Here is a 25,327-nt window from a genome sequence, read left to right as displayed (position 1 = left end):
GAACACAAAAAATGAAAGATAATAACAAAAAAGTGCTGGATGTTATTCGTTCATAAGTTAATTTGATGGTTTATGATGTAAACGGTTCCAGTTGAAAATGTGAAGGGGGAAAATAAAATCATGAAAAAGGAACTTGGTATTTTTTTAGGATTATTACTTGCTTTAACTATGGTTTTGGCAGCTTGTAGCTCTGGCAATTCAGGAGAAAGTGAAAATGGATCTGGATCCTCAGATAATGCAGAGGGATCGGATAACGGTGACACGACACTTGAAATTTTCAGCTGGTGGACAGCTGGTGGGGAAGCAAATGCCCTTCAAGCTTTACTAGACGGTTTTGAAAGCGCTAATTCGGACATTAAAGTTGAGAATGCGGCGGTAGCTGGCGGTGGAGGTTCGAACGCAAAAGCAGTCCTGGCTACTCGTATGCAAGGGGAAGACCCACCTTCGACTTTCCAGGTTCACGGGGGCGCGGAATTATTCCAGTGGCTTGAAGCGGATAGCATGGAACCACTTGATGATTTATATGAGGAAAACGGTTGGACAGATATTTTTCCACAAAAAGTGATCGACATGAATACGACAGATGGCAGTGTTTACGGTGTGCCGATTGACATCCATCGTGGGAACGTTCTATTTTACAACAAGCAAATCTTTGATGAGTATGGCATAGAGCCACCAAAAACTTTTGAGGACTTCTTTGCAGCAGCTGATACATTGCAAGAAAATGGTGTGACACCATTAGCACTTGGTGATAAAGATCCATTCGGCTCATCCTCTTTATTCGAAACGGTTTTATTAGGAGTATTGGGACCAGAGGATTACAGTAAGTTGTGGACAGGTGAGCTTGCGTTTGATAGTGACGGTGTTCGTGAAGCGGCGGAGACATTTAAGAAGATGCTTGGCTACATTAATGACAACCATAGTTCACTTGCATGGCAAGATGCAGATCAGCTTCTTGTTGATGGTGAAGCTGCAATGAATGTGATGGGTGATTGGGCAGAAGCATATTTTGTAAGTAAAGGATGGGAGCCAAATAAAGAATTTGGTTGGACAGCAACACCAGGAAGCCAAGGTAGCTTTATGATTGTGAATGACTCATTTGGACTTCCAAAAGGCGTTGAAAATCCTGATGATGTAAAAACGTTTTTAACATACCTCGGCTCCAAAGAAGGGCAGAAAGCATTTAACAAGTTAAAAGGTGCTATTCCAGCGAGAACAGATGTGGATATGTCAGAGTTTAACGAGTATAGCCAATCTGCAATGGATGATTTCAAAGCATCAGACTCAGATGGCACTTTAACACTGAGCCTAGCAAACGGATCAGCTGCATCTCCAGGATTCTTAAATAAATTTAATGATGCGGTTAATATCTTTGTGACGCAACAAGACGTAGATCAATTTATTAATGCATTGACAAAAGCAAGCTCGCAGATAAAGTAATTTCTTGTGCAAAGGGGGGGCGTCTCCCCTTTTTGCTTTGTAAGATTAGAAGTACAAGTGAAACTACGGTGCTGTCGATACGAAAAGGTACGGCAATTGGCTTTTTTATGGGTTTACTTTTATCTATACACACGATTATAAGTGCGTGTTCAAAAAGTCGCAGAATTAGAAGCAAGCAGGTCGAGGCGGCGTAGTTTTGAGTAGCGCAGCGAAAGCTTGTTGCTTCGAAAGCATTACCTCGCACGAAGAAAAAGTGTTCTTCTTTTTCTAAGGATATGCTTTTAATACGTGAGCATAAGGAATGCTTCCCCGAATATACTTCGCACGCAGGAAAAGCGGGTTTCTTTTCCAAGGAACGGAAATACAAGCCAACGAAGAGATGCACCGCTTATCATTTGGTGACTTTTTGAACATCCTCTATAAATACTTCGCTTGCTCGTACGAAAAATCTACTGCGACTTAAAGGAGGGGTACTTGTGGAAGCGACAAATACACAGAAGAGAGACACATTAAGGCAAAAGAAGAAGCCGGTATCCAAGGACAAAGTTTTGGCATTCCTGTTCTTGCTTCCATCGCTCATTTTAATTGCTGTGTTTGTGTACGGCTTTATCGGTTGGACTGGGTACGTGTCTGTTAGCAATTGGAATCAGCTTATCCCTGATATGTCATTTGTTGGTCTTGATAATTTTTCTTCTATTTTTCAGACATTTCGATTCCAATCTGATTTAAGAAATATGTTGTTTTTTACTGTGTTTTTTATTGCGGGGGTTGTCATTTTAGGGCAATTTTTGGCTGTCCTAATTGACCAGAAGTTAAAAGGCGAATCTATTTTTAGAAACATCTTTTTATTTCCAATGGCGTTATCCTTCGTTGTAACAGGAGTTGTTTGGCGTTGGGTGTTGAATCCGGATACAGGAATGAATATTATTTTGGACGGATTATTTGGTTGGACGCCTGGATGGTATACAGATACAACGATTGTTCCGACTTTGCAAATTGGACAAATTGATTTTGGAATTCCGCTTGCGTTAATTGCCGTTATGATTGCAGCAATTTGGCAAATGACTGGATTCTCACTTGCGATGTATTTGGCTGGTTTACGAGGAATCCCAGAAGAATTGCGTGAAGCAGCTCGAATGGATGGTGCTACAGAGCGCCAAATTTATTTTAAGGTAATATTACCGCAGTTACAGCCGATTACATTTGGTGTAATCGTCATGATGCTTCATATTTCATTGAAGATATTTGATTTGATTTATACGATGACAGGACCTGGCGCAAACTTTGTTACCGATATGCCTGCTGTAAACATGTTCGAAACGACGTTTAGAGGGAACTATTACGCAGAAGGAGCGGCAATTGCAATCGTGTTACTTGTACTGGTCGCCATTTTCATCGTGCCATATTTGATCAAAAGTAGAAAGGGTGAGGCGTAAATGACAAAATCATTATCAAAAGGTATCTTTTACGCATTGCTGGTCTTGTTTAGTTTATTCTTCCTCATCCCATTTTACGTCATGGTCGTTACGAGCTTAAAACCGTTCGACGAGGTGTCGATTGCAACTATGTGGCAGTTGCCAAGTGCGATTAATTTGTCTAGCTATGCTCAGGCATTTGCTAAACTCGTACCCAATTTTTTAAACAGTTTATACATTGTTATTCCAGCAACACTAATATCTGCTCTGCTCGGATCATTAAATGGGTACGTACTGTCGAAGTGGAAATTTAAAGGGTCGGAATGGGTGTTCACTGCCCTGTTATTTGGAATGTTTATTCCATATCAAAGTGTTTTGATTCCTTTGATTAAAACGATACAGGTGTTAGGACTTTATAATACAATTCCTGGCTTGGTGTTAACGAATGTTGTTTACGGTATTCCATTAACAACGTTGATGTTCCGAAATTTTTATGCCAGCATTCCAGATTCCATGATCGAATCAGCGCAAATTGATGGAGCTGGATTCATTCGGATTTTTCGATTTATTATCATCCCGCTTTCGATCACGGGCTTTGTTGTAGTCTCCATCTGGCAATTCACCAATATATGGAATGAATTTTTGTTCGCAATTACGATCACAGGTAGTGAACAACAACCAATTATGGTGGCATTACAAAATTTGGCGGGTAGTCAGATCGTTGAGTGGAATGTTCAGATGGCTGGTGCTATTCTTGCAGCCCTACCGACCATGATCGTCTACATTTTTGCAGGTCGTTATTTTATCCAGGGGCTTTTAGCTGGATCGGTGAAGGGTTAGTACTCTTTTATGATAGTCTTAGTATAGAGTGTTTAATAGTTAGTATGAAAATCCATGTGTTACTTGCACATGGATTTTATTGCTTATCCAAAATAGACGAAATCGCTATAATTTCATTCGATATGAGAAGAAAAAAACATCCCTTTAAAATACCACACTTTTGTAAATAAAGTGTAAAAAACGTCCATGGAGCTTGTCATAGTGCTTTTTTGCTAAAAATGAATGAAATTGACTGGTTTGCAACCAATAAATATGTGTGGTTAAATAGGTGAAAGCCTAGAAGGAAATGAGGAAATCACATGAAAAAACTCACTATTTTATTATTTGCACTAGCAATTAGTGTTCTACTAGCAGCCTGCAGTAGTGGTGAAGACAACAGTTCAGACAGTGCTGGAAGTGAAGAGGAACAGGAAAGCCAAGGGGATCAAACAGAAGCAGCTGAAGGAACTCAAGCAGCCCAAGAGGACGTAGAAGTGTCGGATGAAGAAAAGGTTGACGAAGGTAAAGTGGTAGCAACAGTCAATGGAACAGAAATTGTAGGGGAAGAGTATAATAGCCTTTATGTTCAAACGAAGATCATGCTACAGCAATATCAACAAGACACTAGCGATACGGATTTAATAAAAACACAAACATTAGACACGTTAATTAGCCAAGAATTGATTAAACAGGAAGCAGAAGCTAAAGGGATTACAGTAGAGGATCAAGAAGTTGCTGACAATATTGAACAAATAAAATCACAGTATGAAGATGACCAACAGTTTAAAGATGAATTTTTAGATAAGCTTCAGTTGTCAGAGGACGGTTTAAAGGAGCAAGTGGCTTATGAACTTAGACTCCAAAAATACATGGACGAAGAATTGCCTGAAGTTGAAATTACCGACAAACAAGTAGAGGATTATTATGCACAACTAGAAAGCCAAAGTGAAAATGTCCCTAAACTGGAAGATATACAGAGTGATCTTAAGGACCAACTTGCACAACAAGAAAAGCAACAAAAGCTAAACGAGGTCATTCAGGAACTAAAAGATAATGGAGAAGTCGAAAAGCTAATTTAATAGTCCCCCAAGATATACCGAGTGGTTTCGCCATTCGGTATATTTGTTTTCGCGAGAAGAGAATTACCAAGATATAGGTACCAAATGGAGAATCGATCGAGATGATATGTATGCGGAAACGTTCACATAATGGTCTTGATTATATTAGAATGGTATTATGAGAAGTAGAAATTTAAAATAGTACAGTGTTAATGTTAAGTGTAGGTTTCAGCAGTGAAGATCATACGGAATGTTTCACTGAATACTTTTTTATCTAGAAGAGGATGTTCAAAAAGTCACCAAATGATAAGCGGTGCATCTCGGGCCCACACGATGTGGGTCATGCAGGCGTTGCCACAGGACGTGGCGGTCTTAGCCTGTATTCCTTAAATGGCTTGTTTCTCCGTTCCTTGGAAAAGAAACCCGCTTTTCCTGCGTGCGAAGTATATTCGGGGAAGCATTCCTTATGCTCACGTATTAAAAGCATATCCTTAGAAAAAGAAGAACACTTTTTCTTCGTGCGAGGTAATGCTTTCGAAGCAACAAGCTTTCGCTGCGCTACTCAAAACTACGCCGCCTCGACCTGCTTGCTTCTAATTTGTCAACTTTTTGAACACGCACTAGAAGAGAATAAAATAATTATTTTCAGTACTACATTCAATGTACGAGGAGTGATGGACATGAGTGAAAACAACAAGGCTAATTTGCAAATCAGGGACAATGGCCCGATACGTGTGACTGGAGATGTAGAACTAATGGACTCACAAGGTAATGTGTTTACAACAAAAAAGGCATTCTCATTGTGCAGATGTGGTGCTTCTAGCAACAAGCCATTTTGTGATGGAACGCATAAAAAGATTGAATTTGACAGTGAACCTAGGGCGGATTGATTACTGCTTAATCTTTCAAGATAAGAAAGTATAATATCCTTTCTTATTTTTATAAGTGCAACTAAGATTCTGCTGTCGCCTTAAAGGCTTTGCAATTGCCGATTTTTCTTTTCTTTAAATGTTTGTATGAGTTATTTCCCCAAATGATCGTTGAAAGGAAGCCCCGTACCTGTTAATTGTACGGGGCTTCACTTGTCTTCAGCATATTTCCACCAGGGCGTCACTGATTTCTTGCAATTTGCGACGGTCCCCCATAGGATAAGAGTATTAATAGAAAGGGAATGAAAGGTTGATGGATGGTTTCCTGTTTTTTTCTTTGCTTATGTTTCTAAGTTTATTTTTACCGTTAATCGCTTTTGTCCTATTAATTGCGCTCAACTTAATCGAAAAAGAATTTGATTATTTACAATTAGAAAACAAACGTGTTCATTTAGAAAAACAGCTTCATCAAATGGAATACATGCAGCTTAGTCAGCAAATTAAACCACATTTCTTATTTAATAGCTTAAATGCCATGACTTCTCTTGCAAGACTTGAAAGAAATGAAGATTTAATCCGAGCGATGGAACGATTTTCTTTATTCTTGAGGTATCAGAACAAAGGCAAAGAATCCCTTGTACTATTTGAAACGGAGTTGGAACATACAAGAAATTATTTATACATACAGAGTATGCGTTATGGTAAAAAACTTGAAATCCAGTACAATATTGATCCAAAAGCTGAGAATACACTACTCCCTCCATATACTCTTCAAACGTTCGTGGAAAATGCCTTTAAGCACGGTCTGGATCATAAGCGTGGTGAAAAACGGTTGGATATTCAACTTAGGCGCCATGGTGATTGGGTTATTTTAAAGGTATTAGATAACGGTGAACCGCGGCTTATCACTTCTAATAGTGGAACGGGGTTGGACAATATTCGAAAAAGGCTACAATTAGTATTTGAGATGTATACCGAGGTTACCATTACTAGGAAAGAACATGTCTCAGAAGTTAAAGCAATCTGGCCATACACACCAAAGGGGGTGGATTAGATGAATTTGTTAGTTGTTGACGATGAGCCGTTAGAGATAGAGCAGCTTACGTTTATAGTGAAAAAAGAATATCCCGAATGGAATATTTATGAAGCAGAGGATGTGGTAGAGGCAAAACGTTTGTTAACCCAACATTTTTTTCCTTTAGCCTTTATTGATATAAACTTGCCAGGTGACTCTGGGCTGGACTTATGCAAACATATTAGCGAAAGAGAGTATGCAACGGCGGTCGTTCTTATTACTGCGCATCAAGAATTTTCTTATGCACATCAGGCAATTCGTTTGGACGTGATGGATTACCTTGTTAAACCTGTAATTGAAAGGGAGTTATACCAGGTCATCCACCATTTCCTTGATAAACATTCCTACATAGATACAAAGTCAGATTTAGTAAACAGTGTACTGACGATAGTACGAAAAGAATATAGTCAAAAGCTTCAGTTGCCAGAAATAGCGAAGCAGGTGTATGTTACCCCTGTCTACTTGAGTAAAAAGTTTACAGAAGAAGTTGGGGTAAACTTTACCGAATACGTCATGAACTTTCGGATTCAAAAGGCCAAACAACTAATAAAGGAAAAACCATATAGTAGTATTGCACAGATTTCAGAAGAAGTTGGTTTTTCTAGTCAACACCATTTTAGTAATTCCTTTAAAAAAGTCGAGGGAATGACGCCAAGCAAATTTAAGGAGAACTGTCTATGATCGATTGGTATCTTGTAATGTTTGTTGCCGCTACGATCTTGCTTGTCTACATAGAGAAGTTAGGGGAACATAAAATCGTCTTTCAGTATATGGCACATAGTGGAGAAATAGGTCTAAGTGGTGGTACCTATGCCGTACTTATTCAGTTTATGTCTGGCGCCACACTCTTTTTACCTATTTATGTGACAGTTCAAATGAAACTTTATAGTGTTTTTATGTTTGTTCTAGGAGTGTTGGCAATTTATATTTTGTTAGCTAGAGTTATTTCAAACATAAAAGTAACGGAGGAAGGCCCATTTTCTGTTTTATTCAAAAAAAGGGCGAATGTGGGGGACAAACGGTATTTTTTTATCATTGCTGCTCTTTCTAGCTTTTTAAGCTTTTTATTACATACTTTTCTAGTGGCAACACTGTTTTTTAATATATACGAGCAGTCATTAACGATTGGGCTTTCTCTGTTTCTTTTCTTTTGCTTTACGTTTTTTGGCCTTGGGGGCTATTTTGGGGTGACTAAAATTGGATCAAAGCTCGTGTTTGGTATTTTTTTATCATCGGTGATCTTGTCGCTCTCATTGTTTTTAAAGGTAGGTATTAATTCTGTTTATAAGCAATTTACGGAAATCTTTCCATCCTTAATGGACGGAAGCATACTAGAGAATGGCTTGATAGTAGTAACATTTGTTTTTGTAATGTTTGGGCAAACATGTATGAATTATTATTTTTGGCAAAGCCTTCATCTGATCAAGGTTAATCACCGTTTGACCGTTTTAAGGGTTTCTTTGTTTTCTTGGGTGGCACTTTTATTGGCTTACTCTGCCTTATCCATTTATATTCTTGTTCAAGGGACCAGTAGTGCGAGTTTATCACGAGTGCTAAAGACAGTTGTCGAACTTGAAAGCCCGTTTTTTCCATTTGTCATTAGTTTGATTTGGTTTTCGAGTTTGTTAGTTGGGGCTGGGACATCACTTTATTCGCTTGTTAGCCTCTACTTATGGATGCAAAATAACAACAAAAAAGTATTGACTACCAAACAATTGTTGCGAAAAGGGTATCTAGTTGCCATGACAGTCTGTCTTGTTACAGGATTCCTTTCTGTTTATATACTTTCTTATACAAAAGAAGTGCTAATGGTATTAGCTGCTTTTTTTTCTTCTATTGGTTTTCCTTTTTGGTTCCAGTCAATTTTTAAAAAGTTTAACAGTAAACATTATTTTTTTGGGGTATCTCTGGTGTTCCCTATAAGTATTATTGGAGTTGTTCTGGGGTTCGAACTTTGGCTTATTACCGCAGTAGCGGTACTGTTTCCATGCATTATTTATCTTTTTTTACAAAACGTATGTAAATTATCTGAAAATGGCTAAAACTTTGCAAATACATATTAAATAATTGCAAACATTCCATACTTAAAAAGGCTAAAATGAAGGAAAATCATAAGGGAGGAATTTGTTATGGCAGAAACATTATCTGAGCAACATTACATCTATGCAATGGACAAAAACAATAAGCCTGCAAAGACCGTCAATTCTGGAGCTCAAGTGGAAATTGATACGTTTGATTGCTTTCAAAATCAGATCCAATCAGAGAAGACAACTTTTAATGCGATTGATTGGAATCAAATCAATCCTGCTACTGGTCCAATTTATGTGGAGGAGGCGCAACCTGGAGACATTTTACAGGTCAAAATTGATTCCATCGATTTAGGAAATCAAGGGGTAATGGTTGTTGGTCCTGATCTTGGTGTAATGGGGCATCGCATGAACGATTTCTTAGTGAAAATTGTTCCCATTAAAGATAATAAAGCTATTTTTAATGAAAAAATTGAATTGCCTTTAAATCCGATGATTGGAGTTATCGGAGTTGCACCAGAAGGGGAGGCAGTGAATAATGGGACTCCTGGAGCACACGGGGGAAACATGGACACCAAACTAATTACAACAGGTGCTACATTATATTTCCCAGTTTTCCAAAAGGGGGCACTATTCGCGTTGGGCGATTTGCATGCAGCAATGGGGGATGGCGAAATTGGCGTATCTGGGATCGAAATTCCCGCGCGTAAAGGTAACTCTTAATGTTATAAAAGGGAGCAGCTTGAATTACCCGCTCATTGAAAATGAAGAGGGAATTGCAGCTCTTGTATCCAAAGAATCTTTGGACGATGCAGCAAATCAAGCGGTCGAGGAAATGATCGATCTATTACAACCACATACAGATCTTTCTGTACCTGAATTTACAATGCTAATGAGTGCAGCAGGTCAATCACAAATTAGTCAAATAGTAGATCCGTTAAAAACAGCGCGATTTTTTGTGCCAAAATCGATTCTAGAAGCCTATGATATTCAATTGTTTAAAAAGGGAGCTGAATAGAGGTGGCAATACCAAATAAACAAGAAACAAATACGCCATTGTACAAACAAGAATTAAAACGTTCGCTAACCTTTTGGGACTTATTGATTTATGGACTTGTTTTTATGGTTCCTATTGCCCCTTTTGGAATTTATGGTGCTGTTGCACAAGGATCGAATGGAATGGTCGCGCTTGCTTACTTAATTGGTATGATCGGAATGATTTTTACTGCTTTAAGCTATGCAAGAATGTCAGAGGCATTTCCGATTGCTGGTTCTGTTTATTCCTATGCTCAGCGGGGGATTAATGAATCTGCTGGTTTTATCGCAGGCTGGTTGATTTTACTTGACTATATTTTCGTGCCTGCTTTGTTATATCTAGTTAGTGCTGCAGCATTAAATGATATCGTGCCTGAAATTCCGCTATTATTCTGGCTGGTCATTTTCATCGGTATAAACACAGTGATAAACGTTTTGGGGATCGAATTTACAGCGAAAGCGAACAAAATTATTGTCGTATTGGAACTTATTGTATTAGCTATTTTTGTTGCAGTAGGTGTTGCGGCGATTATTCAAGGCGTGAATGGAGCGGAATTTACATTTAAGCCAATCTATGATGCCGAAAATTTTAGTATGGGCATGGTAATGGGTGCTGTTTCGATAGCTGTATTGAGTTTTCTAGGCTTTGATGCCATTTCAACGCTTGCCGAAGAATCAAAAGGTGGAAGCAAGGCTGTTGGTAAAGCCATTATTTTCTCTTTAATAGTTGTTGGGATACTGTTCATTATCCAAACTTGGGTTGCTGCATTAATTTGGCCAGATTATACGACATTTGAAAATGCAGATGTGGCCTTTTATCAAATTGCTGAAATCGCAGGTGGTGCTTGGTTGAAGTGGTTGACTATTTTAGCTACAGCACTTGCTTGGGGTATAGCGGATGCACTTGTTGCTCAAGCAGCCATTTCTAGAATCTTGTACAGCATGGCTCGTGATCGAAAGCTACCTAAATATCTATCAAAAATCCATCCGAAATTCCAGACGCCATACACAAGTACGATTGTAGTAGCAATTATATCTTTAATCGTTACCGCATTTTTCGCATCTAGAATTGGTGCTTTGGCTTCCGTAGTAAACTTTGGTGCATTATCTGCATTTTTATTCTTGCACGTGTCGGTTGTCGTCTATTTCCTAAAAAAACAAAAAAGCAAACAGTATTTTAAACATTTAGTCCTTCCTGTTATCGGATTCCTTATTATTGGTTATGTTTGGATCAACCTAGATCCGCTTTCTAAACAATTAGGATTTATCTGGCTTGGGATCGGAATTATCTACCTCGTATTTTTAAAGGTATTTAAAAAAGATACTTCTTTGGATGTGGATTAAAGATTTAATGCTGAGAACATTCCTGCTAGGGATGTTCTCTTTTTTGATTTGTGCCTTTCCAACTGCTGTTTCCTCAAAACCTAATGCTTCTTTACTAGTTCAAATGAATCATTTTATATAAAACACCGAAAACTTTGTTTATTTGGTATACAAACAAAGTTGAAAGTAATAAAATGAAGATATTCACAGATTAGAATGTATTTGGCATGTCCAGAACAGCAAGAAGATTGGAAAGCAACTAGGTTGACATCACATAAAATGAAAACGGTTTCTAATTTTCTTACATATGTAGGCGATAACATATTCACTCTTTTTGGTGAATTGTTATAAATAGTATAGGAGAGGGAGTTGTTAAAATGGCCAATGCATCGGTCAGAAAGTTTTTAAGTACGATCTTAATCTTCGTTCTAGTAGTTAGTTCACTACCAACGGGGGAGGCAACTGCACAAGAAAATCCAATTAGCAGTACGATCTATTTGGATGATATTCGTCAGGAGATTGATGGATTTGGAGCATCTGGAGCATTTCAGCAGGCAAGAAATTTAATGAACTTTCCTGAGAAAGAAAGATCTGAGATTCTAGACTTATTGTTTTCAACTACAGATGGTGCAGGTTTTTCGATGGTTAGAAACATGGTTGGTGATGGCGGAACATGGGGGAATGAGATAGATGGCCCGACACCAACAATCTGGCCGGAAGAAGATGGTGGTTTTGTCTGGACTGGTGATGAAGACCAAATCTGGTTGATGAATCAGGCCAAAGAATATGGTGTGGATAAGTTTATGAGTACTGTTTGGAGCCCACCGGCATGGATGAAAACAAACAACAGTGTTACTAATGGAGGAGAGCTGAAAGAGGATATGTATCAAGAGTATGCCGATTATCTATCTGCATATATAAGGGGATACAAGGAACAGCACGGCATAGAGATTGATGCCATATCATTAGCTAATGAACCGAACTTAAGTGTAGGGTACTCATCTTCAAGGTGGACAGGTGACCAATTTAAAAGATTCATTGCCGATTATCTTACACCAACATTTGAAGAAGATGAGATTACAGCGCAGGTTATTCTAGGGGAAAACTCTAGTTTTATTGAAGAACCAGCAATTCCAGTTTTGAAAGATCCAGAAACTCGAGACGGAATAGATATCGTTGCAGCGCATGCTTATGGAGGCGATCGCGGTGCATACAATACATTTCCGCTTGCAAAAAAATATGATAAAAGAATATGGCAAACGGAGACATCTAATTTAGGTAAGAATGACCCTTCAATTGATGATGGTGTCTATTGGGCCAAGCTTATTCAAAATCAAATGACAAATGCGGAAGTCAATGCATGGTTTTACTGGTGGTTTGTTGCTTATAAACTAGATAAAGGTGAGCCATTAATCAACTTAGACACTCAAAACAATGAATACTTTGTAAATAAGAGATTGTATACAATTGGTAACTATAGCCGTTTTGTTAGACCAGGTTTTAATCGGGTCAGCACAAGTGAAGCAGGATCAGGTGTATATGTTTCCGCGTACAAAAATACAGATACTGGTGAATATGTCATCGTGACTGTTAATGATAATGACACCGCATCTAATTTGAATCTTGACTTTGCTGGATTTAATGCAAGCTATGTTACGGATTCCGTTACGCCATATCGAACATCTGAAACGGAGAATTTAGCTCAGCTGACTGATATCTCTGTTAAAAATGGTGAATTTAAGACGGAACTTCCAGCCAAGAGTGTTACCACTTTTGTTGGAAAAGCACAAGACGTTTCAAGTAACGTTTTAAAACCTGTTAACCAAGATGAAGTGACTAACGTTAAACTTGGAAGAACTCTCCCTGTCAAATTTGAGTTAACTACTGCAGGTGAACCTATTACAAATGCAAACGCAGAGCTTTATGTAGCAGAAGTAACTGATGGAGTAGTGGGACCAAAGGTTGAGGTAACATCCAAAGGAGAAGCAAACGAGGGGAATATTTTTCGCTATGCAGGAAATAAGTATAATTACAATTTCAATACTAAGTCATTGTCAGAAGGAACCTATCAACTGATAATCGATGTGAATGGCTATACAGTAGAAACAGTTGAAATTAATCTGGAATAGTTAAGAACCACGGTTAATAATTTGCGGACTTTTTATACGAAAACTAGAGACTTTAGTCCTGTTTTCATTCATTGTGGTGGCTGATAAGCAACGGGGGTTTTGAACACGCACTATAAGAGGTTATGCAAATAAAACAGAGGTTGACCAAAAGAGTAGGTCAACCTCTGTTTTATTATATTTCTAGTACTTTTTTTTCCAAATCAACATTAAGAAATTTTTCAACTGTAAGTGCAGAAACTCCTAAAGCAGAGGAATGAGTGGATAGTTCGGAAAAATTTATATTCATATCTTCGTGTTGATACCATAGTGTATGAGTAATCATTCTTTGTTCTAAGGTTTTTTTGAGCCACTTTCCAGAGGCGGCCATTCGATTGCCAATTATAATTTGTTCGGGATTGAAGATATTAATAATGTTATTAACACCAACACCCAAATAATCCCCAATTTTCTCAAATAGACGAATGATCTTGTTATCCCCGTTTTCTGCTAGTTTGATAAGGTCTTCGAGAGTAACTTCTTCATTTTGAGCAGTTTTAATCTTTAACTTTTCCGCCTCATTTAATAACGCCTGTTCAGAAGCGTATAGTTCCCAACAGCCTTCGTTTCCACAACGACATTTAATACCGTTTACCTGAATCGTCATGTGTCCCAATTCACCCGAAAATCCATTACTCCCTTTATATAGTTTTCCGTTTAAAATCAGTCCAACTCCGATACCAATTCCAGCACTAATGTAAATGATATTGTCAAATTCCTTTCCTACTCCAAACTTTTTTTCCCCATAAGCACCTGCATTCGCCTCATTTTCAATTGTTACGGGGATGTCGTATTTTTTTTCTATACTAGACTGTAACTGTACGTTTTTCCACTCCAAATTTGGTGCTAATAGAATCTCCCCACTGATGCTCACTGTCCCTGGTACACCAACACCAATTCCAACAATGCCATATGGACTTGGTGGCGCTGAAGAAATTAAAAAGTCGATAACCTGAAAAAGTTTTTTTTCGATTTCCTCATAGGATAATTTTTTGTAGCTCACCTTTTTCTCAAAGCAAATATTGCCCTCAAGATCGGTTAACACCCCAAGTAAATAATTAACACCAAGATCAATGCCAATTGAGTATCCAGCTACCTTGTTAAAATGCAACATCACTGGTCTCCTACCACCACTAGATTCCCCAGGGCCAGATTCACTAATTAACTGTTCTTGAAGCAATTCATTAACTAATGAAGACACTGTACCTTTGTTTAATCCTGTCTGCTGGGCTATATCTGCACGGGAAATTGGAAAACATTCTTTAATTGTTTCAAGTACCAGTGATTTGTTGCCTTTTTTTACGACGAATTGATTCCATGTTTGATTTATCCCTATATTCATTATGGTCTCCTTTATTTTCATTATATAATTTTATATTAAGTATAACTACAAAAAGCCTTTCATTGTACATACAAAAAATTTCTTTTGTAATGCATCATAAAGTTTAATCAGATAGTTTGTCATTTTGCCGTAATCATATCTACTGTAAGTTTCATTGTTTTTTTATTAGTATACCCTATTTCGTTGTCATTATAAACTTAGTTCGTCCAGTAGACAAACACAAAACAATCTGCTATTCTATTAATGTGAATTAAATAAAGCGTTTACAAAAATAAGGGGGTAGTAATATGTTAAGAAAGAAAGCATTTTCGATTTGGTTAGTTGTTCTAGCTTCTTTGTTGGTTGTTCTTGCTGGATGTTCTGGTGGTGAGGGTTCAGAAAATTCTAGTGGTGGCTCTGGTGAAGGAGAAACAGCACAGAAAACAATAAAATTCATGCATCTATGGCCAGAAGGTAGTTCAAATGCTCAATACACAATTGTAGAAAATATTATTGATCAATTTGAAAATGAAAATCCTAATGTAAAAGTAGAGGTAGAACCTTTAGGAAATGAGCAATACAAACAAAAAATGAAGGTGCTGTCATCTTCTGGTGAACTACCTGACGTTGGAATGACTTGGGCGGCAGGCTTCTTAACACCTTATGTCGAAGGTAATTTGTTTGCACCACTAAATGACGTATTAGAAGGCGGATTACAAGAAAAATTCGTTTCTGGAACAACAGAAGCATACGCAATTGATGGTAAAACATATGGACTTCCATTGGAATTGAATATCGCACCTATTTTCTACAACAAGGCTATTTTTGAGGAGAATGGTTTAGAAGTTCCTAAAACGTATGAAGAGTTCAAAAATGTAGTTAAAACATTAAAGGGAAATGGTGTGACGCCAATCGCTTTAGGAAATAAAGATCGATGGACAGGGTCTTTATGGTACATGTATCTTGCCGATAGAATTGGTGGAGCAGAAACTCTAACAAATGCTATAAACCGTTCTGGTTCTTTTGAAGACCCAGCACTAGTCAAAGCTGCAACTGAAATTCAAAACCTTGTAGATTTAGGTGCATTTTCTGAAGGTTACAATGCCCTTTCAGACCAGGAAGCTAAAGGCTTATTTATGAATGGCCAAGCAGCTATGTACTTAATTGGTTCTTGGGATTTACCTAACTATACAACAAGTAAAGATGTTCCACAAGAATTCAAGGATTCTATTGGTTTCTTTAATTTCCCAACTGTAAATGGGAAGGGTGATCTAAATAGTTGGGTTGGAGGACCGGGAGTCGGTTTATTTGTTGCTGAGAACTCAGATGTAAAAAAAGAAGCTAAAGATTTTGTTACTTTCTTTGCTGAACAATGGGGAGAACAAGCGGTCACAGATGCAGGTGTTATTCCTGCTACAAAAGTAGATACTGGGGCTGTAGAACTACCGGATATGTATATTGATGTGTTGGATGAACTGAACCAAGCAAGCAATATAACTTTATTTGCAGATGTTCAGATGAATCCAGATGTTGCTCAAGTGCATTTAGATGCGATTCAATCATTGTTCGGTGACGAAATCACACCTGAAGAGTTTACAAAAATGCAGGAAGATGCACTTGCTGAAACAGAATAAATAGATAACTTTTTCAGACTAGAGTAAAAAGGGACAATTCATTACATAGTGAATTGTTCCTTTTGCTTTTCTTTTAAATCGGTGCACATTTACTTTGTTTGTCCACTAGACAAACAAGGAGATGTTTGGTATTCTAAATATATAATTAGATGAAATAAAGGTAAACATGATAACTATTTTTTTAAGGGGGTTCATCGATAGAAAAAAGTAAACGGTTACAATGTCGTGGTAGTTATCATTATTCTTTTTATGTTAGTTGTTAGATTATGTTTAACGAAAGGTTAAATATTAGCTTTATATTTTATGAATCAGTTGGAGGTGGATGCTATGAACAAAGTTATGTCCAATAAGTGGTTCATTGCTTTGTATATTCTTCCCGCACTTTTATTGATTGCTGTACTAATCTATATACCACTAGTCCTTACTGGATATTATGGATTAATGGATTGGGATGGAATCGGTGCAATGAAATTTATTGGTTTAGAAAATTATATTAATGCATTGCAGGATGAAAAATTCTGGGTTAGTGCCAAGAATTCTTTTTTGCTAGCATTTTATTCAACACTTAGTCTAGCTATCTACTTGGCAATTTCTCTTATATTAGCATCAAAAATAAAGGGAGCGGATTTGCTTAGAAAAATCTATTTAATCCCGATGCTTCTATCTTCCGTAGCGATTGCTCAGCTTTGGATCAAAGTGTACAACCCTGCAAATGGTATACTGAATAGCTTGTTGAGAGGAATTGGGGTTGAAAATCCTCCTGTCTGGTTAGGAGATACGAATATTGTGTTGTATGCCATTTTTATTCCAATTTTATGGCAATATGCTGGTTTTTACATTTTGATCTACTATGCTGCTTTAAAAAATATTCCTGACTCATTAATAGAAGCTGCAAAAATTGATGGTGCATCTGCTCTACAAATAGCTTATAAAATAAAGCTTCCTCTCATTATAGGAGTTGTAAAAGTTACGATTGTATTGGCAATCGTTGGTTCATTGAAATACTTTGACTTGATTTATGTCATGACTGGTGGAGGGCCTAGTGGAGCTAGTGAGGTTATGGCCTCCTATATGTACAAAAAAGCCTTTACAAGCTATGACTTTGGTTATGGAAGTGCGATTGGCTTTTTGCTATTAATTATCACATTGATTGTCACCGTTTTCATTCGTAAGTTAACAGCTACTGATGATGAAGTGCAATATTAAAGGAGGCTACTATTATGAATCGAATTGGCTATGTCATTCTATATGTGTGTCTTTCGCTTGTTGCGGTTTTTCAAATTTTTCCGTTAGTTTGGCTCGTTATTTTTTCGCTGAAAGGCAGTAGAGAAATTTTTGCATCCCCGCCACTATCTTTGCCTGAAGAACTGAAATGGGAAAACTATGTAAAGGTGTGGGAAGGTGACATTGGCGTTTACTTTTTAAACAGTGTTTGGTATACACTTGCTGCAATTATTATAACTGTGTTGTTAGCAAGTATGGCCACATTTGCTATTACACGGATGCGGTGGAAGCTAAGTTCCCTTGTGTTAGGTTTGTTTATGGTTGGGTTAATGATTCCAATTCATTCGGCATTAATACCTCTCTTTAAAATGTACTTGAGTGTGAATTTAATTGATAATCCATTGTCGATTATTATTACTTATACTGCTTATAACCTGCCAATTACGATGATGATTTTACTTGGTTTTTATTACACGCTGCCAAGGGAAGTGGAAGAAGCAGCAATCATTGATGGATGTTCGATCAATCGTTTATTTTTCGGAATTATCATGCCAATGACTATCCCAGTGATGTCTACTACGGTCATTATTAACATGATTTATAACTGGAATGAATTTGTATTCGTCAATACATTCATTAGTTCTAATGAATACAAGACACTGACAGTGGGTATTCAAAATTTTATTGGTCAATATATGACTGACTGGGGAGCAATTGGAGCAACATTAGTAATTAGTATTTTGCCTATTTTAATTGCGTTTTTCTTCTTTAGTAATAAAATAGTCGAAGGGATTTCTGCAAGTGCAGTTAAAGGATGATAGAGCATGATTGCATAGTCGATGAGAAGTGAATTTGAATACAAGCACGATAAAAGATTAATAGATGAATTTATGTATAGAGATGAAGAGGTGAATGAAATGACAATGATTCAAAACCCGATATTAACAGGCTTCAATCCAGACCCAAGTATTTGTCGTGCAGGAGACGACTATTACATTGCAGTTTCAACGTTTGAATGGTTTCCAGGTGTTGGAATATATCACTCGAAGGATTTGAAAAACTGGCGTTTAGCTTCAAGACCCCTAAATCGGTTAAGTCAATTAAACATGATAGGTAATCCAGATTCAGGTGGGATATGGGCGCCTGCACTTTCCTTTAGTGATGGAAAGTTCTGGTTAATTTATACCGACGTAAAAGTTACAGATGGGCAATGGAAGGACAGTCACAATTATCTTGTTACGTGCGATACAATCGATGGCGAATGGTCTGATCCAATCCATTTAAATAGTTCAGGCTTTGACCCATCTTTATTCCATGATGATGATGGGAAAAAATATTTAGTTAATATGGTATGGGATCATCGTGTAAGTAATCATCATTTTTATGGTATTGTACTTCAAGAATATAGTGTTAAGGAGCAAAAGCTTGTTGGAAAAAAAGAAGTGATCTTTAAAGGAACGGATATTAAATTAACCGAAGCTCCTCATCTCTACAAGATAAATGGTTATTACTATTTACTCACAGCAGAAGGCGGTACGAAATACGATCATCAGGCAACTATTGCTCGCTCTAAAAAGCTTTGGGGATCATATGAAGTACATCCTGAGAATCCGTTAATTACATCTATGCCTTATCCAAGAAATCCATTGCAAAAGGCTGGGCATGCTTCTATTGTTAAGACACATACGAATGAGTGGTTTTTAGTCCATTTAACAGGACGCCCATTACCAAAGGGTGGGCATCCACTTTTGGATCCTCGTGGATACTGTCCTCTTGGGAGAGAAACGGCCATCCAAAGAATGGAATGGAAAAACGATTGGCCTTATATTGTCGGTGGAAATCAACCGTCTTTTGAAATAGAAGGGCCAGCGATTGAAGAAGTAACCTGGGAACAGGATTATGTAGAAAAAGATGATTTTGATGCTAATACCTTAAATCCTCATTTTCAAACATTACGTATCCCATTAGGTGAAGATATTGTTTCACTAAAAGACAATCCTGGACATTTGCGTTTGTATGGTAAGGAATCTTTAACATCGAGGTTTACCCAAGCACATGTAGCAAGACGTTGGCAACACTTTTCTTTCACTGCCGAAACTAGAGTTGCATTTGAACCAGAAACGTTCCAGCAATCTGCGGGCTTAGTGAATTACTATAACACACAAAACTGGACATCTCTTCAAATTTCCTGGAATGAACAAAAGGGTAAAATACTTGAACTGATGACCTGTGATAATTTTACATTTGATCAGCCTCTTAAGGGTGAAGAAATTGTTATCCCTGATCATGTGAAGTACGTCTATTTGCGTGTGGATGTAAAGACGACCATTTACGAGTTTTCTTATTCCTTTGATGGCACTATTTGGACAACTATTCCAGTGCAATTTGACTCTTATAAGCTGTCAGACGATTATATTCAAGGTGGCGGTTTCTTTACAGGTGCCTTTGTTGGTATGCAGTGTCAGGACACATCAGGGCAGAGAAAATTCGCTGACTTTGATTACTTTATGTATAAAGAAAACCAAGAATAACGTGTTATAGTTGTAGAAACTAATGGAAAAATCCACCCTACTCTTAGTAAAAGAGAAAGGTGGATTTACCCTTAGATGTTCATCTTTTTTTCCACTTTTCTAAAAGCGTTTAAACAGAGCCACATCGTGATGAAAGTGTAGACGCTGCCGCCGAATATAAAGGCTAGCGCAGGTATTGCATTCATTACAAAATAGGTTGAAATAAGGCATATGATTATGAATGCGCTTTGAATTGGGCTAACTAGCATGATTAGGAACGCGTTCTTCATTACCTGTGTTAACTTGACATCATAGTGGACAAAAGCAGGAAAAATGAAAAATAGAAACAAAGAATATAACACCATAAACACAAATAGAGGTATATAAGTGATCTTTAGAAGTTCGTTTAAATTTATTTGCATAAAATAAATATTAGTTGCCATAAGCGTACTAATCCCAACTATAAACAGCCCAAGCAAATTACCTTTGAGGAATTCTTTTTTAAAGAAGTACCAAAAAGAAGATAAAACAGAATGATCAACATCTCCATTCAACCATTTTCGAACGATTGCAAACATGGCTATTGTAGCAGGGAAAAAACCGAAAACAATGCCACCTATGAAAGTGAAGATGACCCATAGCACATTCACATAAGCAAACTTTGTTATCCATTCTAATATACGGTAAATGGGTCCACCATTTGGATTCATGAGGAACACTCCCTTGTATAAAAAAAGACTAAGAACGTACCAACTTGACGTTATTATACTAGATATTAAGATTAATGATATTAAAATAGGCCAAATGAGACTTAAAAAACAGGAAGAATTGACAGTATATATTTTAACATAAACTTAGTTTATTTAATAGACAAACTAATAGACTGTTGATATAATTGCTTTGAAAACCATTAAAATTACGATGAGCACACTAAAAATAGGTTACTACATTTAAGGTTATGATTTTACAAAAAGTTAAATTATAAAGTGGGAGGCTAAAACAATGACTTATTTCGAAAACATCAGCAAAATTAATTATGAAGGCCCTAAATCAACGAATCCGTATGCGTTTAAATTCTATAATCCAGAAGAAAAGATCGGTGATCAAACACTTGAAGAATACCTTCGTTTTGGTGTTGCATATTGGCATACCTTTACCCAAGATCTTTCTGATCCATTTGGTGCAGGTACTGCCGTACGTCCTTGGGATAAATTTAGCGGGCTTGATTTGGCAAAAGCACGTGTTGAAGCATCCTTTGATTTTTTTGAAAAACTAGGCGTTCCTTACTTCTGTTTCCACGATGTTGACATTGCTCCAGAAGGTAATAGCCTAAGAGAAACCTATCAAAACCTCGATATTATTGTTAGCATGTTGAAGGATTATATGAAGGATAGTAAAGTAAAGTTGCTTTGGAACACTGCAAATAACTTTACAAACCCAAGATTTCTTCATGGAGCAGCTTCTTCTAATAATGCAGACATTTTTGCTTATTCTGCCGCTAAAGTAAAAAAAGGATTGGAAATCGGTAAAGAATTAGGCGGTGAGAACTATGTGTTCTGGGGAGGCCGAGAAGGATACGAGACACTTCTTAATACAGATATGAAGCTCGAAATGGACAATTTGGGTCGCTTCTTTCATATGGCTGTTGATTATGCCAAAGAAATAGGGTTTGATGCTCAGTTCTTAATCGAACCAAAACCAAAAGAGCCTACTACTCACCAATATGATTTTGATGTAGCAACCGGTTACGCCTTTTTACAACATTATGGCTTACAAGATCATTTTAAGTTTAATATTGAAGCAAATCACGCAACACTTGCTGGGCATACATTCGAACACGAGCTTCGCTATGCAAGAGTAAATGGTATGCTTGGATCTGTTGATGCAAATCAGGGTGATCCATTGCTCGGTTGGGATACAGATGAATTTCCGACAGATTTATATTCAACAACACTTGCCATGTACGAGATTATCAAAAACGGTGGACTTGGTAAAGGTGGCTTGAATTTTGACGCGAAAGCGAGAAGAGGTTCATTCGAGCCAGAAGATTTGTTCCATGCACACATTGCTGGAATGGATAGCTTTGCAGTAGGTTACAAAGTTGCACAAAAATTAATTGACGACAATGTTCTTGATGGCATATTAGATGTTCGATACAAGAGCTACACAGAAGGAATTGGCTTAGATGTTGTACAAGGTAAGACAAACTTTCATAAGTTAGAAGAACATGCCTTAGGATTGACAGAAATCAAGCATCAGTCTGGTCGTCTTGAAAAAATAAAGGCAACACTTAATCAATACCTTCTACAAGCATATGCAGGAGAATAAATCTTTGATGTAAGGCAGAGGAGGGTAATGAATGAAATATGTCATTGGGATTGACTTAGGTACTAGTGCAGTTAAAATATTGCTCGTGAATCAACAGGGGAACGTAATGCATGTGATCTCAAAGCCTTACCCACTAATCCAAATAAAAGCAGGTTATAGTGAACAGGATCCGAAAGTATGGGTGAATCAGACGGTTGCAGGATTGTCAGACTTACTACAGGACTTCAGTGGGGACGTTAAGGATATTGAAGGCATTAGTTTTTCTGGGCAAATGCATGGGCTTGTCTTATTAGACGAAAATGACGAAGTATTACGTAATGCTATTCTTTGGAATGATACAAGGACAACAGAGCAATGCAAACAAATTTATGAAGCAGTCGGGGAAGATCGGTTATTAGAAATCACAAAGAATCCTGCATTAGAAGGGTTTACTTTACCAAAATTACTATGGGTGAAGCAGTATGAACCTGATCTGTATAGTAAAGCGAACAAGTTTGTATTACCAAAAGATTACCTTCGCCTTGCATTAACAGATATGCTGCAAATGGAGTATTCCGATGCTGCGGGAACCTTACTATTAGATGTTGGGCAACAGGAATGGAGCAAGGAAATATGTGACCTTTTGGATATTGACATAAATATTTGCCCGCCACTAGTGGCATCACATGACCAAGTAGGGACATTGACATCTGACATAGCTGAGAGAACTGGACTATCTAAAGAAACGCGTGTTTTTGCTGGTAGTGCAGATAATGCATGTGGAGCAATTGGTTCGGGCATTTTGGAAGAAGGAAAAACCCTTTGTAGTATCGGTACATCTGGTGTGGTTCTTTCCTATGAAGAAAATAATGATCAAAACTTTCAAGGGAAGGTTCATTATTTTAACCATGGTCTAGCAGATGCATACTATACAATGGGTGTGACCCTTTCGGCTGGATACAGTTTAAGTTGGTTTAAAGATGTTTTTGCTAAAGATGAGGATTTTGAGCAATTGTTAGGTGATGTGGGCACGGTTCCACCAGGAGCAAACGGTTTAATATTTACTCCTTACCTGGTAGGGGAACGGACACCTCATGCAAATGCTTCCATACGGGCAAGCTTTATCGGGATGGATAGCTCCCATGAACAAAAACACTTTGTACGAGCAGTGCTTGAGGGAATCACGTTTTCGTTATATGAATCCATTGAAATTTTCAGGAAAAATGGTAAAAAGATTGATTCAGTAGTTTCGATTGGTGGAGGAGCGAAAAATGAAGAGTGGCTCCAAATACAAGCAGACATTTTTAATGCTGAAGTAGTGAAACTAACGAGTGAACAAGGACCTGGAATGGGTGCGGCAATGTTAGCTGCCTATGGATGTGGCTGGTTTGATTCGTTACAAGAATGTGCCAATGCATTTTTGCAGGAGGAAAAAAAGTTTCAGCCAAAGTCGGAAAATGTAGAAATGTACCAGAAGCTATTTTCGGTTTATCAGCAAGTTTACCCACAAACAAAAGAATTGAACGAGCTGCTTGTTACTTATCGAAAATAACAGCTAATAGCACCTACGCAAGTTTGAAATGAAAAACATAATAGGGTTAAGGGAAGAGGAGAGCACTCGACAGGGTGTTCTTTTCTTTAGGAGTAGTGAACAAAATATTGACTGTTCTTGATTTTTGCTGCAAAATTAGGCTGTATCCTTACGTGAAAAAAAGCGTAAATGTAGATTGTCCAATCAAGTTGTTTGTACGAACTAAGTAATATGTATCCATTAATATACTAGCTCTAAAATGAAGAGCAAGATCAACTGTTTGCATAATTAACGGTTAACTTTAGTCGTCAAAAGAAAAGAAATTTTGACTAGTGGTGTACGGTGTGATCGTTAGGAGTTTGTTGATTTGAAAGAGGAGAGTACATGAAGATAACCAGTCAATTTCTTGTTTTTATGATCGGATTAACTGTATTTAGTTATGGGATTGCAGCAACGATTCAAGTGCAGTATTTAGGTATTCACCCCTGGGATGTGTTGAATGTAGCCTTATTTGATTTATTTGGATTAACCATTGGAACGTGGGCTGTCATTGTTGGATTCTTATTGGTGATCGTCTCTTTTTTCTTGGACCGGACATATTTAAGTGTGGGCACATTTTTAAATGCGCTACTCATTGGCCCGATGGTTGATTTGTTTATGTACCTTGATTATTTTCCTAAGTCATCTACCACCATAACGGATGTTTTCGTTTTGTTGTTCGGTATTTTATTGATGGGGATCGGCGGTGGTGTGTACTCGGCTGCTGGTCTTGGTGCTGGTCCTCGTGATGGTTTTATGCTATCCATTTCAGATAAACTAGGTTTTTCGATCAGTAGAGTAAGAATAATTACAGAAAGTGCGATACTTGTTATTGGATGGTTACTCGGTGGACCTGTTTTTGTGTTCACATTTATCTTTACGTTTCTCCAAAGTCCCGTCTATCAATTTTTCTTTTTGACAACTAGGAAACGTTTGGAAAAGCTATACAATCACTGGAATCCTAAGAAGGAAAAAAAGTATAAAAAAGCTACAGGTTGATCGTTTCCCCGTAGCTTCTTTTAGAGGAAAGTAAGAGTTATAGGTAAACCCTTTGTTCTAGTTATTTAGACACCTTTTCTTTAAATACAGTTAATTTGTCATATGTTGCCTTGATCAGCGGTTTTATTTTTTTTACATCAGGTGTGTCTTTTTTTGCATAGTTAATTAAAGGGTACAGACTTTCTTCAATGTTTTTATAGTCCTCAGGGTAACGCTCTCTTACCTGTTTCTCAATAATGTCCCAATTTTCTTGCAATGCATCTCCAAACTTGTTGATTTTTGCACCATCATTTGGCGATTTTTTCACTGTTTCCTTCAGCTTTTCAACGGTTGCGATGACTATTTCCGTTCCTTCTGCTATGCTGGTTTCTTTTTTCTCCCCATTCTCTTTATAGGGTGCGGATACTTCTTTTGATTCGGTTTCACCTGTTCCGTTAACGTCCTTGCTTTTGTCAGATTCATCTTGGGCTGAGCTGCAGCTTGCTAGGACGCTAAGGATGAGTATGCATCCTAAAGTAAAAATATTTTTTTTCATG

The 25,327-nt window shown here is 37.5% G+C and carries 20 protein-coding genes and 1 pseudogene; 18 read left to right on the top strand and 3 right to left on the bottom strand.

Annotation, left to right across the window (positions count from 1 at the left end):
* The first annotated feature begins 120 nt into the window (after nt 1–120).
* The 11 genes and pseudogenes from NC797_RS01690 (at nt 121) to NC797_RS01640 (ending at nt 13,190) form a co-directional block, all read left to right on the top strand.
* The gene (locus tag NC797_RS01690; RefSeq protein ID WP_272434888.1) at nt 121–1,440 is read left to right on the top strand and encodes an ABC transporter substrate-binding protein; all 1,320 of its coding nucleotides are present in this window, start codon (nt 121–123) and stop codon (nt 1,438–1,440) included.
* 548 nt (nt 1,441–1,988) lie between these two features.
* Nucleotides 1,989–2,876 (top strand): carbohydrate ABC transporter permease, encoded by an 888-nt coding sequence (locus NC797_RS01685; RefSeq protein ID WP_417168675.1) that lies wholly within the window; start codon nt 1,989–1,991, stop codon nt 2,874–2,876.
* On the top strand, nt 2,877–3,695 hold the full coding sequence (locus NC797_RS01680) for a carbohydrate ABC transporter permease (RefSeq protein ID WP_272434885.1): 819 nt from the start codon (nt 2,877–2,879) through the stop codon (nt 3,693–3,695).
* Between the two features lie 299 nt (nt 3,696–3,994).
* Entirely contained in the window at nt 3,995–4,753 is a 759-nt protein-coding gene (locus NC797_RS01675) for a SurA N-terminal domain-containing protein (RefSeq protein WP_272434884.1), read from the top strand.
* A gap of 659 nt (nt 4,754–5,412) precedes the next feature.
* The gene (locus tag NC797_RS01670; protein WP_272434883.1) at nt 5,413–5,622 is read left to right on the top strand and encodes a CDGSH iron-sulfur domain-containing protein; all 210 of its coding nucleotides are present in this window, start codon (nt 5,413–5,415) and stop codon (nt 5,620–5,622) included.
* Nucleotides 5,623–5,914: 292 nt separating this feature from the next.
* Nucleotides 5,915–6,655, top strand: coding sequence for a sensor histidine kinase (locus NC797_RS01665; RefSeq protein WP_272435215.1), 741 nt, complete (start codon nt 5,915–5,917; stop codon nt 6,653–6,655).
* Entirely contained in the window at nt 6,656–7,357 is a 702-nt protein-coding gene (locus NC797_RS01660; RefSeq protein WP_272434882.1) for a response regulator transcription factor, read from the top strand. It abuts the gene before it with no gap.
* Nucleotides 7,354–8,718, top strand: a complete 1,365-nt coding sequence (locus tag NC797_RS01655) for a hypothetical protein (protein ID WP_272434881.1) — start codon at nt 7,354–7,356, stop codon at nt 8,716–8,718. The genes NC797_RS01660 and NC797_RS01655 overlap by 4 nt, the downstream gene beginning before the upstream one ends.
* 87 nt (nt 8,719–8,805) lie before the next feature.
* Nucleotides 8,806–9,721: pseudogene (locus tag NC797_RS01650) on the top strand (acetamidase/formamidase family protein).
* Nucleotides 9,722–9,723: 2 nt separating this feature from the next.
* Nucleotides 9,724–11,082, top strand: a complete 1,359-nt coding sequence (locus NC797_RS01645; protein WP_272434880.1) for an APC family permease — start codon at nt 9,724–9,726, stop codon at nt 11,080–11,082.
* Between the two features lie 356 nt (nt 11,083–11,438).
* Nucleotides 11,439–13,190, top strand: coding sequence for a glycoside hydrolase (locus tag NC797_RS01640; protein WP_272434879.1), 1,752 nt, complete (start codon nt 11,439–11,441; stop codon nt 13,188–13,190).
* Nucleotides 13,191–13,362: 172 nt separating this feature from the next.
* Here NC797_RS01640 and NC797_RS01635 read toward each other — a convergent pair whose 3' ends face one another.
* The gene (locus NC797_RS01635; protein ID WP_417168669.1) at nt 13,363–14,568 is read right to left on the bottom strand and encodes an ROK family transcriptional regulator; all 1,206 of its coding nucleotides are present in this window, start codon (nt 14,566–14,568) and stop codon (nt 13,363–13,365) included.
* A 287-nt stretch (nt 14,569–14,855) separates the two neighbouring features.
* Here NC797_RS01635 and NC797_RS01630 point away from each other — a divergent pair, with 287 nt between their 5' ends.
* The 4 genes from NC797_RS01630 (at nt 14,856) to NC797_RS01615 (ending at nt 19,936) form a co-directional block, all read left to right on the top strand.
* The gene (locus NC797_RS01630; RefSeq protein ID WP_272434877.1) at nt 14,856–16,181 is read left to right on the top strand and encodes an extracellular solute-binding protein; all 1,326 of its coding nucleotides are present in this window, start codon (nt 14,856–14,858) and stop codon (nt 16,179–16,181) included.
* Between the two features lie 327 nt (nt 16,182–16,508).
* The gene (locus NC797_RS01625) at nt 16,509–17,387 is read left to right on the top strand and encodes a carbohydrate ABC transporter permease (protein ID WP_272434876.1); all 879 of its coding nucleotides are present in this window, start codon (nt 16,509–16,511) and stop codon (nt 17,385–17,387) included.
* A gap of 14 nt (nt 17,388–17,401) precedes the next feature.
* Nucleotides 17,402–18,223 carry a carbohydrate ABC transporter permease gene (locus NC797_RS01620; RefSeq protein WP_272434874.1) on the top strand — a complete coding sequence of 274 codons (822 nt, stop codon included), beginning with the start codon at nt 17,402–17,404 and terminating at the stop codon, nt 18,221–18,223.
* 99 nt (nt 18,224–18,322) lie between these two features.
* A complete protein-coding gene (locus NC797_RS01615; RefSeq protein WP_272435213.1) occupies nt 18,323–19,936 on the top strand; it encodes a glycoside hydrolase family 43 protein in 1,614 nt (537 codons plus the stop codon).
* 71 nt (nt 19,937–20,007) lie between these two features.
* On the opposite strand, the gene NC797_RS01610 is transcribed toward NC797_RS01615, so the two are convergent.
* Complete coding sequence (locus NC797_RS01610) at nt 20,008–20,625, bottom strand: YesL family protein (RefSeq protein ID WP_272434873.1); 618 nt, start codon at nt 20,623–20,625, stop codon at nt 20,008–20,010.
* A gap of 292 nt (nt 20,626–20,917) precedes the next feature.
* Here NC797_RS01610 and xylA point away from each other — a divergent pair, with 292 nt between their 5' ends.
* The 3 genes from xylA (at nt 20,918) to NC797_RS01595 (ending at nt 24,791) form a co-directional block, all read left to right on the top strand.
* Complete coding sequence (gene xylA / locus NC797_RS01605; RefSeq protein ID WP_272434872.1) at nt 20,918–22,243, top strand: xylose isomerase; 1,326 nt, start codon at nt 20,918–20,920, stop codon at nt 22,241–22,243.
* A gap of 31 nt (nt 22,244–22,274) precedes the next feature.
* Nucleotides 22,275–23,774, top strand: coding sequence for a xylulokinase (gene xylB, locus NC797_RS01600; RefSeq protein WP_272434870.1), 1,500 nt, complete (start codon nt 22,275–22,277; stop codon nt 23,772–23,774).
* Between the two features lie 363 nt (nt 23,775–24,137).
* Nucleotides 24,138–24,791 (top strand): YczE/YyaS/YitT family protein, encoded by a 654-nt coding sequence (locus NC797_RS01595; RefSeq protein ID WP_272434869.1) that lies wholly within the window; start codon nt 24,138–24,140, stop codon nt 24,789–24,791.
* A gap of 61 nt (nt 24,792–24,852) precedes the next feature.
* Here NC797_RS01595 and NC797_RS01590 read toward each other — a convergent pair whose 3' ends face one another.
* Nucleotides 24,853–25,326, bottom strand: a complete 474-nt coding sequence (locus tag NC797_RS01590) for a hypothetical protein (RefSeq protein WP_272434868.1) — start codon at nt 25,324–25,326, stop codon at nt 24,853–24,855.
* Between the last annotated feature and the right edge of the window lies 1 nt (nt 25,327).

The organism is Terrihalobacillus insolitus, assembly GCF_028416575.1.
In the GTDB taxonomy this organism is placed as follows: Bacteria; Bacillota; Bacilli; order Bacillales; family Amphibacillaceae; genus Terrihalobacillus; species Terrihalobacillus insolitus.
This window is presented reverse-complemented; position numbering and strand designations above follow the sequence as displayed.

Excerpts from the sequence above, each read along its gene's own strand:
- NC797_RS01690 (WP_272434888.1), top strand. The coding sequence starts at position 121 with ATGAAAAAGGAACTTGGTATTTTTTTAGGATTATTACTTGCTTTAACT.
- NC797_RS01680 (WP_272434885.1), top strand. The coding sequence starts at position 2,877 with ATGACAAAATCATTATCAAAAGGTATCTTTTACGCATTGCTGGTCTTG.
- NC797_RS01675 (WP_272434884.1), top strand. The coding sequence starts at position 3,995 with ATGAAAAAACTCACTATTTTATTATTTGCACTAGCAATTAGTGTTCTA.
- NC797_RS01670 (WP_272434883.1), top strand. The coding sequence starts at position 5,413 with ATGAGTGAAAACAACAAGGCTAATTTGCAAATCAGGGACAATGGCCCG.
- NC797_RS01665 (WP_272435215.1), top strand. The coding sequence starts at position 5,915 with ATGGATGGTTTCCTGTTTTTTTCTTTGCTTATGTTTCTAAGTTTATTT.
- NC797_RS01660 (WP_272434882.1), top strand. The coding sequence starts at position 6,656 with ATGAATTTGTTAGTTGTTGACGATGAGCCGTTAGAGATAGAGCAGCTT.
- NC797_RS01655 (WP_272434881.1), top strand. The coding sequence starts at position 7,354 with ATGATCGATTGGTATCTTGTAATGTTTGTTGCCGCTACGATCTTGCTT.
- NC797_RS01640 (WP_272434879.1), top strand. The coding sequence starts at position 11,439 with ATGGCCAATGCATCGGTCAGAAAGTTTTTAAGTACGATCTTAATCTTC.
- NC797_RS01635 (WP_417168669.1), bottom strand. The coding sequence starts at position 14,568 with ATGAATATAGGGATAAATCAAACATGGAATCAATTCGTCGTAAAAAAA.
- NC797_RS01630 (WP_272434877.1), top strand. The coding sequence starts at position 14,856 with ATGTTAAGAAAGAAAGCATTTTCGATTTGGTTAGTTGTTCTAGCTTCT.
- NC797_RS01625 (WP_272434876.1), top strand. The coding sequence starts at position 16,509 with ATGAACAAAGTTATGTCCAATAAGTGGTTCATTGCTTTGTATATTCTT.
- NC797_RS01620 (WP_272434874.1), top strand. The coding sequence starts at position 17,402 with ATGAATCGAATTGGCTATGTCATTCTATATGTGTGTCTTTCGCTTGTT.
- NC797_RS01615 (WP_272435213.1), top strand. The coding sequence starts at position 18,323 with ATGACAATGATTCAAAACCCGATATTAACAGGCTTCAATCCAGACCCA.
- NC797_RS01610 (WP_272434873.1), bottom strand. The coding sequence starts at position 20,625 with ATGAATCCAAATGGTGGACCCATTTACCGTATATTAGAATGGATAACA.
- xylA (WP_272434872.1), top strand. The coding sequence starts at position 20,918 with ATGACTTATTTCGAAAACATCAGCAAAATTAATTATGAAGGCCCTAAA.
- xylB (WP_272434870.1), top strand. The coding sequence starts at position 22,275 with ATGAAATATGTCATTGGGATTGACTTAGGTACTAGTGCAGTTAAAATA.
- NC797_RS01595 (WP_272434869.1), top strand. The coding sequence starts at position 24,138 with ATGAAGATAACCAGTCAATTTCTTGTTTTTATGATCGGATTAACTGTA.
- NC797_RS01590 (WP_272434868.1), bottom strand. The coding sequence starts at position 25,326 with ATGAAAAAAAATATTTTTACTTTAGGATGCATACTCATCCTTAGCGTC.